Origin of the sequence: Alteromonas algae, assembly GCF_049117195.1 — a bacterium.
GTDB lineage: Bacteria > Pseudomonadota > Gammaproteobacteria > Enterobacterales > Alteromonadaceae > Alteromonas.
The window spans coordinates 598715-615674 of the sequence record NZ_CP185260.1 but is presented as its reverse complement, the minus strand read 5'-3'; the positions used below and the strand labels follow the sequence as shown (position 1 = coordinate 615674).

General features: G+C 45.2%; 15 protein-coding genes. 6 read left to right on the top strand and 9 right to left on the bottom strand.

Features of this window, described 5'->3' with window-relative positions; translation table 11 throughout:
* Positions 1-45: 45 nt before the first annotated feature.
* From ACOJRU_RS02765 to ACOJRU_RS02750, 4 genes are all read left to right on the top strand, one after another.
* Complete coding sequence (locus ACOJRU_RS02765) at positions 46-906, top strand: DUF3530 family protein (RefSeq protein WP_421133530.1); 861 nt, start codon at positions 46-48, stop codon at positions 904-906.
* A gap of 133 nt (positions 907-1039) precedes the next feature.
* On the top strand, positions 1040-1363 hold the full coding sequence (locus tag ACOJRU_RS02760; RefSeq protein ID WP_421133529.1) for a hypothetical protein: 324 nt from the start codon (positions 1040-1042) through the stop codon (positions 1361-1363).
* 90 nt (positions 1364-1453) lie between these two features.
* The gene (locus ACOJRU_RS02755; protein WP_421133528.1) at positions 1454-2791 is read left to right on the top strand and encodes an AmpG family muropeptide MFS transporter; all 1338 of its coding nucleotides are present in this window, start codon (positions 1454-1456) and stop codon (positions 2789-2791) included.
* A gap of 115 nt (positions 2792-2906) precedes the next feature.
* On the top strand, positions 2907-5075 hold the full coding sequence (locus tag ACOJRU_RS02750; RefSeq protein WP_421133527.1) for a response regulator: 2169 nt from the start codon (positions 2907-2909) through the stop codon (positions 5073-5075).
* 55 nt (positions 5076-5130) lie between these two features.
* On the opposite strand, the gene ACOJRU_RS02745 is transcribed toward ACOJRU_RS02750, so the two are convergent.
* The 7 genes from ACOJRU_RS02745 to rppH form a co-directional block, all read right to left on the bottom strand.
* Entirely contained in the window at positions 5131-6081 is a 951-nt protein-coding gene (locus ACOJRU_RS02745) for a diguanylate cyclase (protein WP_421134700.1), read from the bottom strand.
* On the bottom strand, positions 6081-7106 hold the full coding sequence (locus ACOJRU_RS02740) for a response regulator (protein WP_421133526.1): 1026 nt from the start codon (positions 7104-7106) through the stop codon (positions 6081-6083). Before ACOJRU_RS02740 ends, ACOJRU_RS02745 begins: the two co-directional genes overlap by 1 nt.
* Positions 7107-7115: 9 nt before the next feature.
* A complete protein-coding gene (locus tag ACOJRU_RS02735; protein WP_421133525.1) occupies positions 7116-7949 on the bottom strand; it encodes a thymidylate synthase in 834 nt (277 codons plus the stop codon).
* Positions 7950-7967: 18 nt separating this feature from the next.
* Positions 7968-8774, bottom strand: a complete 807-nt coding sequence (gene lgt, locus ACOJRU_RS02730) for a prolipoprotein diacylglyceryl transferase (protein ID WP_421133524.1) — start codon at positions 8772-8774, stop codon at positions 7968-7970.
* Between the two features lie 4 nt (positions 8775-8778).
* Positions 8779-9585, bottom strand: a complete 807-nt coding sequence (locus ACOJRU_RS02725; RefSeq protein WP_421133523.1) for a sulfite exporter TauE/SafE family protein — start codon at positions 9583-9585, stop codon at positions 8779-8781.
* Positions 9586-9711: 126 nt separating this feature from the next.
* Positions 9712-12003 (bottom strand): phosphoenolpyruvate--protein phosphotransferase, encoded by a 2292-nt coding sequence (gene ptsP / locus ACOJRU_RS02720; RefSeq protein WP_421134699.1) that lies wholly within the window; start codon positions 12001-12003, stop codon positions 9712-9714.
* Between the two features lie 42 nt (positions 12004-12045).
* Entirely contained in the window at positions 12046-12591 is a 546-nt protein-coding gene (gene rppH, locus ACOJRU_RS02715) for an RNA pyrophosphohydrolase (protein ID WP_421134698.1), read from the bottom strand.
* A 113-nt stretch (positions 12592-12704) separates the two neighbouring features.
* Here rppH and mutH point away from each other — a divergent pair, with 113 nt between their 5' ends.
* Positions 12705-13376: a DNA mismatch repair endonuclease MutH gene (gene mutH / locus ACOJRU_RS02710; RefSeq protein WP_421133522.1), complete on the top strand. Its 672-nt coding sequence runs from the start codon at positions 12705-12707 to the stop codon at positions 13374-13376.
* A gap of 75 nt (positions 13377-13451) precedes the next feature.
* Here mutH and ACOJRU_RS02705 read toward each other — a convergent pair whose 3' ends face one another.
* Positions 13452-14534 (bottom strand): DNA mismatch repair protein, encoded by a 1083-nt coding sequence (locus ACOJRU_RS02705; protein WP_421133521.1) that lies wholly within the window; start codon positions 14532-14534, stop codon positions 13452-13454.
* A gap of 36 nt (positions 14535-14570) precedes the next feature.
* A complete protein-coding gene (locus tag ACOJRU_RS02700) occupies positions 14571-16076 on the bottom strand; it encodes an inorganic triphosphatase (protein ID WP_421133520.1) in 1506 nt (501 codons plus the stop codon).
* Positions 16077-16306: 230 nt separating this feature from the next.
* On the opposite strand from ACOJRU_RS02700, the gene ACOJRU_RS02695 reads away from it, so the two are divergent.
* Positions 16307-16909: a TIGR04211 family SH3 domain-containing protein gene (locus tag ACOJRU_RS02695; protein ID WP_421133519.1), complete on the top strand. Its 603-nt coding sequence runs from the start codon at positions 16307-16309 to the stop codon at positions 16907-16909.
* Positions 16910-16960 lie beyond the last annotated feature (51 nt).

Genomic DNA, 16960 nt, shown 5'->3' with positions numbered 1-16960 from the left:
CACTTGACCTTGATTAGATTAATCTACTTATTGAGAAGGTTATGTATGTTTTCAACAGCACCACTAACGCTGCTATCTGCACTCATCGTGCTGCTCTGCGCCCCTGCGAGTGCGAGTCTTCATGACGATCTTTTTAATCAGTATTTACCCGGCGAATTAACCGAAATCATGGTTGGCGAGAATACTGTCCCTGTCTATGAGTCTCCCGCAGCGACACCATTAACACGGGGGGTCGCCATCATCCTGGCTGACGTTTCTCCATTAGGACTGACGTTTGGACAAGGAAAGCAACTCAGCGATGCGCTTAGTGAAAAAGGCTGGCATGTAGTGCTAAGCCTTGTGCCTGTATTAGGCTACGATGCTGCGACGGCCAGCGAGAATATAGACGCAGAGGCCGGTAACACAGACACCCAGCCCCATCCGCGACAAGACTACAGAACGCCTTCATTAGATTACACTGCCTATCGGCAACAACTTACCTTGTTGCTTGGCGCAATTGAACAGCACACACAAAGTCACCAAGGCTTTAGAATGGTCATTGCACAAGGGCTCAGTGCAGCTGCATATCTTGATAGTGCATCAGCGGGCACGACGGCAACGCCCAATACTTTTGTCGCCATTACGCCTTTTTGGCCACAAAGCGATATTAATGACCGGATTGCAGGACAAGTCGCAAATGCCGCCTTCCCTATTCTTGATATTTCGTTTAGTGAATTCAATAAGTGGGAACAAGCCACGGCAGCTGACCGTAAGATGCGAGCAGAGACATCGCTGAAGTTGCACTACCGCCAGGTAAATATTTCGTCTAACATATTCAACTTTAGTCTAGAAAATTACAACAATTCATCGTTTATTCAATCAGTTACAGGAAGCGTCGTAGGATGGACGCGATATTTAGGCTGGTAATTCTGTTATAAAATCGCTAGGTTAAATTACACGTAAAAACAAAGGGCTAACGATAATGTTACGTAGCAGTAACATGCGTTTAATGTTATGAACTATAATACCTGTATTACAAGATGACAGCGGCGACGTTTCTGTGACTGTACAAGCATTCGTAAATAAAAAAGCCAAGCAGCTGTGTTTTTATCTTAAAGCCTTTTGGCGAAACGAGCTGCCAGCGCAAGAGCTTGAACTATTCTTTTGGGATAGCATGGAAGAGTGGGGGCAAATTTCGTGTACCTTCACTCAACCCTATACCCCACAGGAACGTGTTTTTTGGCATTTACTTCATCAGATCCACTACTGGTCTGAGGATAAGTTACGCAACGACACATACTTGCTGGATGAATTGAAGAACTGCGTCAATTTTCTAGAGGGTGAGGGTTTGTGTCCACTAGATTGCGTAGGCATTCGACCGTAACTCCTTAGCAATGTTGACATTTCTTTTCATTGCATCTTCATCATAATAATGGCTCAATACTGCCTTTGACTCTTTGAGCTGGAAAATTTTTTGTTTAACGCGCTACGCATTTTTAAAGATAAACGCCTTCTCAGTATTTTCTTTTTTGGGATATCCAGCGGTTTTCCGTGGATAATGATCGGCTCAGTATTATCTGCGTGGTTAAAAGATGAAGGCTTATCACGGTCGTCGATTGGTTTGTTTGGTGCTATCTTTGCCGTCTACTCAATAAACTTTCTTTGGTCTCCACTGATTGACCGCATAACCCCCCTAGTGCTGGGTCAACGGCGGGGCTGGATTGTGTCGATGCAACTGGCCATCATAGTGTGTTGTGTTGCTATGTCTCAGTTAAGCGCCCAAACGTCGCTGTATTTCATCGCACTGTTTGGCCTGCTGATTGCCCTATTTTCATCCACACAAGATATTGCCATTGATGGTTATCGCATTGATGTTATTAAGGCCGAAGAAAAAGCGTCCATGTCTGCCGCCTCTTCGGTAGCGACGGCGGGCTGGTGGACCGGCTATGGTGGGCTTGGTGCTATCCCGTTCTTTATTGCCGATATTGAAGGATGGTATTGGCCTAACATCTACTTATTGCTGGCCTGTATAATGGTAGGGTTATCACTGGCTACGCTATTTGCTAAAGAGCCTGACATCGACCGACAGGCGCTGCGTGACGCTGCGGACAACCTTGTCCTTGGCCGCCGCGACCATGCGCTACACCCCACTCGTTTTTCGATTATATCGTGGCTTAAACAAAGCTTGCTAAGCCCATTTGTTGAGTTCTTTTCTCGTAACGGCGTAAAACTTGCGCTTTCATTCCTTCTTTTTATTTTCCTGTTCAAAATTGGCGAAGCCTTTTTAGGAAGAATGAGCATTGTCTTCTACAAAGAGGTCGGTTTCTCAAATAGCGATATTGCGACGTATTCAAAACTCCTTAACTGGTGGGTAACCATTATTTTTTCTTTGTTGGGAGGCTTGGTCAACATTCGCTACGGTATCTACAAAGGCCTAATGATTGCAGGCATAACGATGGCCGCTTCCAACCTGATGTTTTCGCTTATTGCCCATACTGGGCCTGATGTAAACTTGTTAGCCGCCGCCGTTATCATTGACGGGTTTACCGGCGCGTGGAGCACCGTGGCTATGGTGGCGTTTATTTCACTTCTGTGTAACCGAGCCTTTAGCGCAACTCAGTATGCGCTTATGGCGTCGTTGAGTGTCGCTGGAAGGACATTTGTTGCTTCAAGCAGTGGCTTTGTCGTAGATGCGCTTGATGGAAATTGGAGCTTGTTCTTTGTGTTAACCGCCGTTATGGTTATTCCAAGTCTGTTGTTTCTCTATAGCATTAGGCACAAGATAAACGTATTGGAACAAGCTAGTCCATAGCCTTTATTTTCGCATTGCATTTTGGGTAAATTACTCTACCTTTGAATTAAGACGTAAGCTTTTCAGCATCACTGTATAACGCCGCCGTTAACTGGCTTAGCAATGGATAGCCTTAATGATTCAACGCGCTTCTCATTCTACTGTATTACGACACCATGCTATTTCATTAATAGTAATTGGTATCGTCATTAGTTTGTGCTTTTTTGCCGTATTTAACGCCGTTCGTGCGCCTAATATTATTGCTAACCACATCTACGCGCTTAATGCGATTCAACATATTGCGGCAACGTCAAAGCCTATTGTGAATGCAATACAACAGGTAGAAAATCAAGAACGTATCCCTGCCTTACAAACCAAGCTACAACCCCTTTACCAGGAAATGAAATTTCATACTGCGCGTCTGTGGGGAGATGACGTCGCGCTTTTTAGCGACATAGATAACACTAACACGTTAACGAGTGAATCCATTAACGACGCACTTATCTCGCTCTCTATGCAAGACGACCAGCGCCAGTTACTTACTGTGAGTAAGGCACTTCGTGTGCTTTCATACGATCCTCCTACGCGTGTAGAGAAAATTGTATTCCCCCCTCGAACGTTTGACATTATCGACCAATCGCTACGCGCGCTGGAACAAGACAAACTCGAACGCTTCAATCGTGACCGCAATGAACAGCTGGTGCACTTTTCACTTTATGCCGCGGGGCTTCTACTGTTGTTAGTTGGAAGCTGGTTTTGGTTTGTGGCAGGCTTTAACACATTACGCGCTAATGACGGCGATAACCTCTCTTCGTTAAATCAAGGCCTGTATAAGGAAAAGCGACAGTTCCTTAATCTCATGAGCCATGAATTTAGGGCCCCGATAAGTGCCATCATTTCCGCGCTTGAGCTGATACCAAACCTTAAGGAGCAGCAGGAAAAGTTAATTCAGCAAGCTGAGCAATCATGCTACCGGTTACTCACCCTCACCAACAACCTCGTCGATATTTTTGATGAAGAACATGAGGCGGTGCTTGTTGAGGAAAATATTGACCTTATTCGGCTGCTTGATGAAATTGTGTCGCCTTACTCTGTTCGCGTGCGAGATAAAAAGGTCGATTTTACTATGCATTGTAGCCATAGTGTCCCTTCCTTCATTTTGGGCAATGCTACCGTTATCAATAAAACCCTCGCTAATGTTTTAGATAACGCCGTTAAATTTACGTCTAACGGGTTAATCGATGTCAGTATCACCACGGAAGTAAAAGAAAAGAAAATCTATTTAGTGGTCCGTGTAAATGATTCCGGCACTGGCATTAATGAAGACATTCAAACCAAAGTATTCGACCGGTTTTTCAGGGCTGAGCAAATTGAAAATCACCGCTACCCAGGGGCCGGCGTAGGGCTAACGATTGCAAAACAAAATGTCGAACGTCTTGGGGGGACCATCTCGTTTGTGAGTCAAGAAGGGATTGGTACTGAATTTACCGTTCACATTCCTATTATCCCACAAGAGGCAGTCACTCACCTTAAAGAAGTAAACCGGTTTGTTAAATTTGCTGTTGTTGATGATTTAGAAATCTCTCGACTTCACCTTCAAAATTGTATTACCCGAGAAGGGTTTACCGCACAGTGTTTTGCAAATGGTAACGATCTACTCAATTTGCACGAAGAATTGCTTAATTTCACCGCCATTGTTATCGACTTATGCATGCCGGGTATTAACGGCCTAGAGCTTGTTCGCACGTTGCACGCCATTTACGGTGAAAGAACGCCGCCTATTATATTAATATCCGCCACCCCCGACATTGCAAACATTGTGGCGAACCAAGAGCTTGCCATTGCACAAGCCTTTGTTAAGCCCATCGATACCAACCGATTCGTCGATACCTTGCACCATTTCAACTCATCACTAGACACGCACATTACAACAATACAAAAAAGTGCGATCTTAGTAGTGGAAGATGAACCTATCAATGCAGAAATGACACAAAGTATGCTGGGGTGCATGGGCTATGAGGCTTATGTGGTGACCAATGGAGAAGATGCCATTGTGGCCGTTACTACCCGCGACTTTGCCGCCGTATTAATGGATATAAATTTACCCGATATGAACGGTATAGATGTCGCAAAAATTATCGCTGAAAAGCAGCCATCACTTCCTGTAATAGCCATAACGGCAAATGCCAGAGACGAAGAAAAAAGAGAATCGATTAAGGTGGGTATGCGCTATCACTTGGTTAAGCCCGTGACGTTTCAAGAGCTTAAAAATACGTTAGCACTGACGCTTATCAAGTATAACTAAGGGCGCAACGTTAATGTGGCCCCCGTTAAACTACACGCTCTTTTCGTGAATAGGGTTAGTCTGAAAACACACAAGACCGATTGCGGCCGGTTTCTTTTGCTTTGTATAAAGCTTGGTCTGCTTGTTCCAACCACGCCATCGAGCTGATGCCATCATTGTTAAACTGCGATAACCCTAAACTTACCGTAAAAGTAATGCTCTCGCCTTCATGCTCTACGGTTAAGCGCTCTGCAAAACGCCTTATGCGTTCGGCTACCACCAGCGCATCTTCTGCTGCTGAGTCGGTCAAGATCAGTGCAAACTCTTCACCACCATAACGCCCTGCAAGGTCCGTTTCTCGTATGCATTTTTTTATTAATGCGGCAAGCATCTGAATGACTTTATCGCCCGCCTGATGCCCGTAGGTATCGTTAATCTTTTTAAAATGGTCGATATCAAGCATGATGGCCGTACTTGATTTTTCTTGTCGCTTAGCCAGTTTATACGTTTGTTCAAACCGCTCTTGCCAATAACGTCGGTTATACAACCCCGTTAGCCCATCTACTCGGCTGGCTATTTTCAGCTCTTCATTTAGCCGTTCCATGCCACGCTTGCCTAATGCTTGATCGGTTACATCATAAACCAGCACACAAAAGCGCTCGACGCCTCCGTCCTTTGCAATGAGGGGAAACATTGTGACGTTCTGATACATGTAATTCGCATCACATGTTATTGGGCGATTACAGCCAAATTTAAACAAATACTGTCGCTGTTCCCATATAATAAAAACAGGGCTTTTAAGATTAAATACAGGCTCTGACTTAAGCCTTAACCAAGGTTCGTCAATTTCTGGGAAACGGGAAAATATGGGCTGTCCGACAATATCTCTTGGTAAAATAGATGAGTGGTTTTCCATAAACTTGTTCCACACTTCTACTTCAAAATTGCGGTTTAAAATAACAATACCGACCTCAATAGAGTCGACTAATTCTGCCGGTACCGTATTATTTTGATTGCTCGATATGATCACGACGCTTCCCTTTCCACATCAACAAGACGTCCATAAATATGCTTCATCGCATCATCGGGGAACAATAATAGTAGGTCAAAAGAGATATTTTTTGCCTTGATGGCGTAAGCTATCTCTATTGCCATAACCTTGCCCCACTGTTTTACATTTTCGCTCAGTAATGCCGCTAGGCCTTGGTGCCTGCCCAGTAACACCGGGTGCGAATGACTAAAAGACACATTTAACTGTTCAGATAACCCATTTATACACGCGCCGATAAGAATGTTTGACACATCCATCAACGCTTCTAACTCAACGCTACCTGTTGAGCTATATTGGTCATACTTTAATAACTCGATAATATTTTGCGAATTGAAGTCGTTAAAAATAACCAGTGCTTCACCTCGCACTCCTGCGCTTGCAAACCCTTTTGATACCGCAGAAACGCAATCGTTTCGATTGATATCAGCTACGGCCATTGATAACTCGTTGCTTTCTAGTAGGTTAACATTGGGAATAGGTAAATCGATGAACTCACCCAATAACTGCGCAAGGTTTTCTCCCGCGCGTCCCATGGCTACGTTAACCATTTCCCTATAAGCGTCAAGTTTATCTTCTTCGGTAGACGTATCACCGTCACGTACCGCGGCTTCGCGCATTTCAGCTTTAGCATCACCGTTGTAAATACCATATGAAGACAGAATATGGCTTAATTTGTCGTTATCTATCGGTTTGCGAATAAAGTCGATTGCCCCTTTGGCAATCATACGCTCGCGCGCTTCAGCTTGTACGTCACCTGAAACCACAATAACGAGACAGGGTAAGTCTTTGGCACGAATGGCATCCATGGTTTGATAACCATCCATCACCGGCATATTCAAGTCGAGGAAAACGACGTCCCCTTTGCCCTGCTCTATAAGCGCAATGGCTTCTTTGCCATTTTCTGCAAAGGATATCTCAACATCCCATCCATCAGGGATACTTCGCGCCATTTGACGCCTTGCGAACCCAGAGTCATCGCAAATTAATATAGGCGTACTCATAGACACTCCCTATATCGCCACTGGCGCTTTAATATGTGGATGACATTGATAATTTTCCAATGAAAAATCGTCAAAAGTAAAACCAAAGATATCGTTGACGTCTGGATTAATTTTCATGGTCGGGCGCTGAAAAGGGGTACGACTCAGTTGAAGCTCGACCTGCTCTAAATGGTTAGCATAAAGATGGGCATCACCTAGAGTGTGAATAAAATCACCAGGCTCAAGATCGCAGACCTGCGCGACCATCATCGTTAGCAGTGCATAACTTGCGATATTAAACGGTACGCCTAGGAAGATATCGCCGCTGCGCTGATAAAGCTGACAGCTTAACTTTCCTTCTAGCACGTAGAATTGGAAAAGCGTATGGCAAGGCGGCAGTGCTTGTTTGCCCATTGCCGCGTTTTCTCTTGGCGTATAGTTGGTATCAGGCAGAACGGCAGGATTCCAGCCACTGACAATAAGTCGCCGTGAGTCGGGGTTTGTTTTAATTTGCTCAATAACCTCGGTAATTTGATCTACCGTTGTCCCATCGCCCCGCTCCCAGCTACGCCACTGGCTACCGTAAACTGGGCCTAGCTCGCCGTCGTCGGTAGCCCATTCGTCCCAAATGCTAACGCCATTTTCTTTCAGGTACGCAATATTAGTCTCACCTTTAAGAAACCAGAGCAATTCATGAATAATGGACTTAAGATGACACTTTTTGGTTGTGACTAGCGGAAACCCTTCCTGTAAGTTAAAGCGCATTTGATAGCCGAAAACGCTAAGCGTACCGGTTCCAGTGCGGTCTTCCTTTTTAACGCCGGCGTCACGCACGTGACGCATAAGTGTGAGATATTCTTTCATTCTTATTCTTATATTATTCTAGTTTTCAACACGGTGCTGTTTGCCACCCTTATAGGCCCAGACAATAAGCCCCAACCCCAGCGCAATCATTGGTAAACACAACAGTTGCCCCTGGCTTAAGCCCATTTGATATAAACCTATATGCGCATCGGGCTCACGGAAGTATTCAACAAAGAACCTGAAACTACCGTACCCCAAAAGGAATAGCCCACTCACCGCGCCAGTTGGACGTGGCTTTGCTGAGTATAACCATAAGATAACAAATAATAATACGCCTTCAAGTGCAAATTCATAAAGCTGCGATGGATGCCTTGCCACATTCCCTGCACCAGGAAATATAATGGCCCATGGTACATCGGTGGTACGGCCCCATAACTCGGCATTCAAGAAGTTGCCAATCCGCCCTGCACCCAAACCAATAGGCACTAATGGGGCGACGAAGTCACCTACTTGTAAAAACGAAGCGCCTATTTTCTTTGCTTGCCAAAACAAGGCCACAAGGACACCTAGCAATCCCCCATGGAAAGACATACCGCCCGCCCAAATTTTGAAAAGATAAAGCGGGTTATCAACAAACATTCCAAACTGATAAAAGAGCACATAGCCCACTCGCCCACCCAAAATAACCCCAACAAAACTCCAAAACAGGAGATCACTGAGTTGGTCTCTAGACCACGACGTTTGAGATAGCCGCTTTTGGGCCAGTAAATATGCCGCAATAAAGCCCACCAGGTACATCATGCCATACCAACGGACGCTGACCGGACCAAGACTAAAAATGACTGGGTCGATACTTGGGAATACCAGAAAACTGCTCTGTTCCATTATTTTATTCAATTCCTACTAACATTCTAATACTGACCACTACCAACAAGCTTGCCAGTATAGCCTTTAAAATACGTGTATTTACCCGCTGGCCTAGTTTAGCGCCAACGTTTGCAGTAAACATCGAGGTTGCTACTATACCGACCGTAGCAGGAAGGTAAACATATCCCACGCTGAAAGGTGGCATTTCATGCTGTTTTAACCCTGCCACAACGAAGCTTGCGGTGCCAAATATTGCAATAATCAACCCACAAAAGGCCGCACAGCCTATGGCTGCGCGAATATTTACTTTAAACCATACCAGTGCCGGCACCAACAATGCGCCGCCCCCAATGCCCATTAGCGCACTGATTACACCAGTCCCTACACCTACACTGGCAAGGGCAGACGTGGTGGCTTGTTTATCCGACGCTTTTCGCTTACCTACAATCATATAAATCGCAATAACGATGACTAATACGGCAAACACATTCTTTAACAGCTCACCTGAAATGAAACTCGCCACCTGCGCACCAATTATGGCTCCACAAGCAATGCCTGCGCCGGTATAGGTAACAACTGAACGGTCGATATTACCAAGCCGATAGTGCGCGTAGGCAGAGGAAAACCCCGTGAATATGATGGTGGAAAGCGATGTCGCAATGGCGACTGGCATAACCGTTTCTGTTGTCATCCCCATTAAATGTACTAATAGATAAGACAACGCAGGGACGATAATAAGCCCGCCACCTATACCGAGCATTCCTGCTAGCAAGCCCACAATTGTGCCAAGCAACAAACAGCTTAAAAAGATGACGGTTACAGGTTCCATTTATTCCCTTGTTTCATGGGCAAGCTACTAGGTTAATACGATTTACTATCCTGATTGCGGTGTTGGCTACATTGACAGGGTGAATTCTCATGCTGAGCAACGACCAACAATCCCAGTCTGTTAACATTATGCGCCAGCTCGAATAAGCCCGCCCAGGCCTTTCTCTTCCAAAAAGGTATTTAAATAACCAAATACTTCTTCTTGTGTTTCACAGGTCATCGCCAACGCGAGTAGATCGCGACTTTCTTCTAATGTTACTTTTCGTATCAGCCAATTTATTTTACGTAAGTTGAACGCATTCATACTTAACTTTCTATAGCCCATTCCCATTAACAGAATAGCGCCAGAGGGTTCACCTGCAATTTCACCACAAATTGTGACGGGTACCTGATTTTGGTTAGCTTGCTTTACTATGTCGTACAGTGCACCAAGCACCGCAGGGTGGTAACTATTGTACAGACTCGCTACTCGCGTATTGTTTCTATCAACCGCAAGTAAATACTGCGTGAGGTCATTGCTGCCCACTGAAAAGAAATCAACATGCTTGGCAAGTTGTGGAAGTTGATACAATACCGAGGGGACTTCTAACATAATCCCCAGTTTGGGCTTTTCGAGTGTTTCACCACTTTCGACCACTTCATCGCTGATTTCGTAAAACGCTTGATTGATAAGTCGTTTTGCTTCTTGCACTTCGCTTACCGTAGAAATCATCGGTAACATTATTTGTAGGTTGGTTAACCCCACACTTGCGCGGAGCATAGCACGAACTTGCACAAGAAATATTTCAGGATGATCGAGTGTAAGCCGAATGCCACGCCAGCCTAAGAAAGGGTTTTCTTCATTAATAGGGAAATACGGTAACGGCTTGTCTCCCCCCACATCGAGCGTGCGCATGGTGATGGGCAGTTCAGGCGCCGATTCTAAGACCTCGCGGTACAACACCACTTGTTCCTGCTCTGACGGAAAACGCTCTCGCAGCATAAATGGAATTTCAGTTCGATATAGCCCAATGCCTGAACCGATATTCTCTGCACTAAGCTCTCCTTGTGCCGATAACCCGGCATTGATGTACAAAGACATTCGGCATCCATCGATACTTTCACACGGCTGTCCGGCCTCAGCGTCGATGCGCTCAGTTATCGCCGACTCTTCTTCTATTAACTGAATGAATTCATTTTTTATGTTTCTATCGGGTGAAACTATAACCTCACCCGCATACCCATCAACCAGTATTTCTTTATCTTCTAATAACGCGGGTGAAACATTTTGACACCCCATAACTGCCGGCACGCCCATGGCTCTGGCTAATATGGCCGCATGAGAGTTGTTCGAGCCGCGAATAGAGATAATGCCTTTTAATTTATCTCGCGGGAATTCTGCCAACATGGTCGCGGAGACTTCTTCAGCAACTAAAATGCTGTCTTCTACCGCATATTTTTCTTTTACTTTGTAGCCTTTTGCAGCAAGCAAAATATTGGCAAGAATGCGATCTGATAAATCTACAATATCAATGGCACGCTCTTGCATGTACGGGTCGTCCATGGCCTGAAAGCGCGCAGCGTAATTTTCTACCACCATCTTCAATGATGATGCAGCATCCCAACCTTGCTTAATTTTTTCTTCAACCTCTCGACCTAGACTATTAGCATCTAATAGGTGGTGATATAGCTGAAAGATAGATTTAACGTCGTCTGGAATACCATCATCCAACCGTTCTGAAAGATTGTCGACGTGTTTACGGGTTTCCTCTACGCCAAGCCGGTATCGTTGGATTTCTTCCGCTGGTGCTTTAGTGCGTTTAACTACCCAGTTTTTAAGATTGACCGATTTATCTGGCGCAAACCCTTTTCCGATAGCGAGCCCGGGAGACCCTGCAATACCGGTGACATTTTTTTGCTGAATAGTGTATTCATTGGTGGCCGAGTAATTAAGTGCACCACGCATGTCGGCATTGGTCACTTCAAGGGCTAACTGGGCGGCAAGCGTAACGAGAAAGGCTTCTTCGTCTTCGCTAAAACGGCGCTTCTCGCTTTGCTGAAGGGTAATTACGCCCAGCACTCGCCGTTGGTTAATAATAGGCGTGCCTAAGAATGCGTTGTAGTTTTCTTCTTTTACTTCTGGGTAATGTTTAAAGCGGGCATGTTTTTGCGCGTTAGCAATATTGAGGGGTTCTTCACGTTGACCGACAAGGCCAATAAGCCCCTCTGAGAAACCTATTCGCACGTGCTCGACAGCATCAACGTCGAGGCCGTCGGTTGCTTTTAGGACAAAATCTTGTCTTTCATAATCGGCAAGGTATATTGAACACGAGTCAACGTCTAAGGTTTGCTTAACCCGGGAGGCAAGGCGAAACAATGCGGTATCGAGCGCAGGAATTTGATTCATTTCCTGCACGATACGCTTTAACGTTGTTAGCATGGCTCCTTTGTTACGTCCTGTGCTCACAGGCCCCCCTTTTGCTTACCCTCGTCTTCGTTTTTTCCCACGCTTATTATTAGGCGCAGCATTTTGACGGTGGGGAGGTCGATGTTGTACCGACATAACCACAGGTGAAAATTCTTTCATTACGCGGCGATAAACATCACGTTTAAAAGAAACAACATTTCGGATTGGATACCAATAGCTTACCCATCGCCAATCATCGAATTCGGGATGCCCGGTTTTTAATACGTTTACGTCCTGCTCGTTACACTCTAACTGCAGCAGAAACCATTTTTGTTTTTGTCCTATACAAACGGGATTACTACCTTGGCGTATTAAACGCTTCGGTAACTTATATCTTAACCAATTCCGCGTAACGTCAAGAATAGTGACGTCTTTGGGCATTAGCCCTACTTCTTCGTGAAGCTCGCGGTACATGGCTTGTTCAGCAGATTCCCCTTCATCAATTCCGCCTTGAGGGAACTGCCATGAATGTTGACCATAACGCCTTGCCCAAAATATTTGACCCATTTTGTTGCAAATCACTATGCCCACATTCGCACGGAATCCATCGGCATCTATCACATAGACTCCCGGGCACGCAGTATTTTTATATGTTTTCATTCTTCCACAAACTATGCTCCAATCATAGTGTTATTCTTCTTAGGACGGTCTCAAACCCCAAAATAGTGAATTGTATGCAACCACCATCGACTCCCCCCTCTTCAGCCGAGGCGCTTTTAGCGCGTTGTAATAACCTTGGTGGCTTATCGTTAGGCGAGCTTGCTGAGATGGCGAATGTGGCTATACCGGCCAATTTACAGCGACACAAGGGGTGGCCTGGAATGCTTATTGAGCGCTGGCTTGGTGCAAGTGCAGGGTCGAAACCCCAACAAGACTTTCCCGAACTGGGTATTGAACTTAAAACCATTCCTATTGATGAGCACTTTCGCCCGCTTGAAACCACGTATGTTTGTTATGCGCCGCTGATTATGGCGCCAGGCGTTACGTGGGAAACCTCGAATGTACGAAATAAGCTGCAACAGGTGTTGTGGTTACCTATTGAGGGCGATAGGCGCATTCCACTGGCACAGCGGCGCGTGGCGTCACCGTGCTTATGGCAGCCGAGCGAACAGGAGGATGGGTTACTACGAGCAGATTGGGAAGAGTTAACGGAGGCAGTACTGACCGGCCACGTGGAGTCAATCACGTCTAAACAAGGTGAAGCACTACACATGCGCCCGAAAGCCGCAAATGGCAGCGTACTTACCGACGCGTTAGGGCCTGAAGGCAATAAAATTAAAACGCGTCCACGAGGCTTTTATTTGCGTAAAAACTTTACGCAAAACATTTTATTCCAGCATACGTAACCCCCGTTAGCGCCTAGCTTCTGCTATCGTGGGAAAAACTCATACATGGCAGTTGACGGGCAAATCTATGCCTCGTTATCTTGAGCCTCGACGCAAGTGTTTTACCAGAAAGTCGCTCAAAAACTTCTCTGAGTCTAACCCTAGTCGCTTTGCGACCCTTGCTACCTTCGCGTCACTGTTAAGTAATACGTTCTTTGCATAATCTAAGCGGTATTTATAGATGAAACTGCGAAACGTTTGTTTACGTTCTAGCTGAAGCGCGATGGCAAGTAATGTCGGATCGATATCATTACTTACACAAAATTGCTGCAACGTTAACCCCATATCTTTGTAAGCCTTTGTATTGATAACGGCGATTTCAGCCTGCTGCAACACCTGCCGAATATTTGCAGGCGTCTCTTCACCTTTATCAAACCTGTCGTAATCAAGTGGCGACGGTGAGGTGTTACGTGGCGACGTTAATGTTAGTAGAACGACAAGCAGCACCGCACCAATAAGCACATGATAAAGGCTTTCCCAAAATGGGATGGTAAAAAACCCAAACATCGCGGCAGTGACTAACAAGATATTTAGAAACGATATCCCTACAGTGCTACCTAATAGCCCGGCTAATCGCGGGATTTTATATTCACCTACATCGACAACTTGATAGGGCAGGTATCGGTGGTATAGCTGTATATGCTCTGTCACTAAAATACCAATAAGCAATATGCTAAACGCTGCCACCAGCGATGGGATATACGCAGGCCACAGCAAGAGAGGCTCTCCTATCGGCGACCCCACCAGCCATTGCGACTTTTCGTGTAGCGGCATTAAAAGAATAGACAACTGAAATACTGCGGTAACTCCAACAGGCCAAAACAGCCGTGAGCGTTTTGAGGGCGTAATGATAAGCATTGATTTAATGAAGCGATAACAACACGACAGTAGCATGACGCCAAAAACGTCGGTTGCCCCTAACGACCATGCTAGCGAACTCGCTTCTGCTAGCCTTATCCATTCATCAAGCATAAACACTGGCCAACATGCTGCGCCAATGGTTAACCAGCGCGCTTCTTTAAGCTTGTGCCAGTTAGCCGCAAGTCGAATAAGTGCAACGACGTAGAAGCCGACCATGGCATATAAGAAAAAATCGTAAACAGACCCGCTAACTGTCATAACAACATCCTTTTAATCGCCTATTACTGCGCGATACTACCAATACATTTCTTTGCGCATTGCTACGTTGCGCGTTCGTTCCATCACCTTTATCAGCGTACTGAGTTTAGTATTTGTCCATGTGGTTAGCTCATCGTGCGACTCATCATCTGCATCATGGACCGCTTGCTTCAACATTAATAACGCATTTAGCTCGTCGATGCCGGTCAGTAAATCCAACCACGGCGCGCGAAAATTACCTCGCTCTTCAACGAACAAGTCGCCAAGTAGAAAACCACTCCACAAGGTTTGTCTTAACAGTACCTCAACCGAAGAGTAATTTGCAGGCGCCATCATTTTATTAATTGGCATACTTTGCTGTACAGTTTGCCACCCTTGCGATAACCAACCTTTTGCGTGATCAAGCACATCTAGCTCGTACCCGGTAGCTTCATGCTGCCAAGGCCTATTGTTCATCAGGCCAATCGCCAGCAACTTAATTTCGGTAGCATCACTATCGTAAAAAAGGTTTTTTGGATCGTGGGCATGCAGTAACCCAGCTTTGCGCCCCTGAAGATAACTTACAATGGCGGGGTGTTTACTTAAATTTTTGTGAAACATGCTCTTTTTGGACAGCAAATAACGCAAGCTCTGCAAATCGTCTTGCCATGCCCACTGCTGCACGTGTGCAATCAGTTTTTTATGCAGTGAAAGCATCTGTGCACATTGTAATACGGGTAAATAAAGCGACACGCTTTGTAATAGTAATCGCACGCTTTTTGCCACTTCTCCCAGCATTTTTATCGAGCCACTTTCGATGAAAAGGTGTTCATGATATTGCCAATGCGCTAGTGCCGCATTTACTGCCAAAATAAAGGCGTCCTGTGTACTGGTGTTCTCCGGTAACGATAAAAATGCAGGCAATGGGCGAATTTTTTCATTAAACCCATGAAGAAGCTGATACCCCTGCGCCGCTTTCGATACATCACTTAAACGTACATCCATCGTTTTGTTTATTAACGATGCCAAGATAAAGAGGCTACCCACCTCGCCTTTTTTTAGTTCTAACTCTATTTCATTAATGGGTGAACGTGCTTTGTCGGTGCTTGCTTCGCCGCAATCCAACACAATCTCCACTTCACTGTCATCAATTTCTACCAGATAGGCGTGACGGGTAAAGTGTGTACTAAACTGGCGAGACAGCTCAGCATTCATTGTGGAGATATCGAAATTATTTGGCCATACGTCAGCGCTAAACCGCGTTAAATCTGGCGTTGGGCTGTCTAAATCGACGTTATATTCCGCTCGCTGATGCAACCCACCACTAACCACTCCATTCGTCTTAAGGGTTTGCTCATACCGCCCATCACAGCCGCGTACGCGAAAGCCCATTTTATGGTTCTGAAACGTTAGGTTTGAGGTGTCGTAGTAGTCGTTCTCTAAGCGCATTTCATGGTGAGATAGCACAACGACATTATTCGCTTTAAATAAAGGCAATACATTTTGTGTAAAAGGCCGATGAGCATGCTGGTGCGTTACAAACTTAAGTTCTATTTCTGACATTGTCGTTTTGTGTACTTCAGATTATGGAGCAACCTTACCTTCGAACGTCGTTTTTGGCAATGAAACACGCAGGCTAAGTATCATTCTGGCCTAGCGTTAACGGTTTACAACGTATTACGCAAAGGAATGCTTTTGATACCTATGTGTCTAAGACAAAAATGAAACTAACTTGCCTTTAGTGCGGTCAACCAATACCATCATTATGTTTACAACGAGTAATTGGAATTTTTATGATCCGTAAGTGGTTAGCTCTTGGCCTTTTTGCATGCGCTTTCAATGTGTCTGCACTTCAAGATACGTCTAGTATAGAAGCCTCATCTTCACATTACATCAGTGACGATCTTTTTATCTTTATGCACACAGGCCCTTCTCGAAACTACCGTATTTTAGGGTCGATACAGGCCGGTTCACCTATTGCTGTATTAGAGGCGAACAGTGAAACCGGCTATACAAAAGTGAAAGACGAGGATGACAGAGAAGGATGGGTAGAAAGTAAATTTGTTTCTACCACCATGTCTCAAGCAGAACGACTTCCTATACTGAGTGAGCAGCTTGCGCAAAGCCAAACGAGTTTACAGACTGCTCAACGTGATAACGCACGACTGCGCCAACAGCTAAACGAGTCGCGTCAACGTGTTTCTACCCTTACACAGCAAAACGAGGAACAGCTAAGTAAGATATCGGTATTAACCGAACAAGTGGCGAGTGCCGATAAAGATGAAATGATGATGTGGTTCACGCGAGGCGGAATGGTGGCGGGTGCCGGTATTTTACTGGGTATTATTCTTACGTATTTACCAAAAAGAAAGCGCCGCAGTAACGAATGGATGTAGCCGTTTAGGTTTAAAAAAAAGCCCAGAGACATTCTCTGGGCTTTTTTGTAT

Coding starts and splice junctions, on each gene's coding strand:
- ACOJRU_RS02765 (WP_421133530.1), top strand. CDS start 46: ATGTTTTCAACAGCACCACTAACGCTGCTATCTGCACTCATCGTGCTG.
- ACOJRU_RS02750 (WP_421133527.1), top strand. CDS start 2,907: ATGATTCAACGCGCTTCTCATTCTACTGTATTACGACACCATGCTATT.
- ACOJRU_RS02740 (WP_421133526.1), bottom strand. CDS start 7,106: ATGAGTACGCCTATATTAATTTGCGATGACTCTGGGTTCGCAAGGCGT.
- ACOJRU_RS02735 (WP_421133525.1), bottom strand. CDS start 7,949: ATGAAAGAATATCTCACACTTATGCGTCACGTGCGTGACGCCGGCGTT.
- lgt (WP_421133524.1), bottom strand. CDS start 8,774: ATGGAACAGAGCAGTTTTCTGGTATTCCCAAGTATCGACCCAGTCATT.
- ACOJRU_RS02725 (WP_421133523.1), bottom strand. CDS start 9,585: ATGGAACCTGTAACCGTCATCTTTTTAAGCTGTTTGTTGCTTGGCACA.
- ptsP (WP_421134699.1), bottom strand. CDS start 12,003: ATGCTAACAACGTTAAAGCGTATCGTGCAGGAAATGAATCAAATTCCT.
- mutH (WP_421133522.1), top strand. CDS start 12,705: ATGCAACCACCATCGACTCCCCCCTCTTCAGCCGAGGCGCTTTTAGCG.
- ACOJRU_RS02705 (WP_421133521.1), bottom strand. CDS start 14,534: ATGACAGTTAGCGGGTCTGTTTACGATTTTTTCTTATATGCCATGGTC.
- ACOJRU_RS02700 (WP_421133520.1), bottom strand. CDS start 16,076: ATGTCAGAAATAGAACTTAAGTTTGTAACGCACCAGCATGCTCATCGG.
- ACOJRU_RS02695 (WP_421133519.1), top strand. CDS start 16,307: ATGATCCGTAAGTGGTTAGCTCTTGGCCTTTTTGCATGCGCTTTCAAT.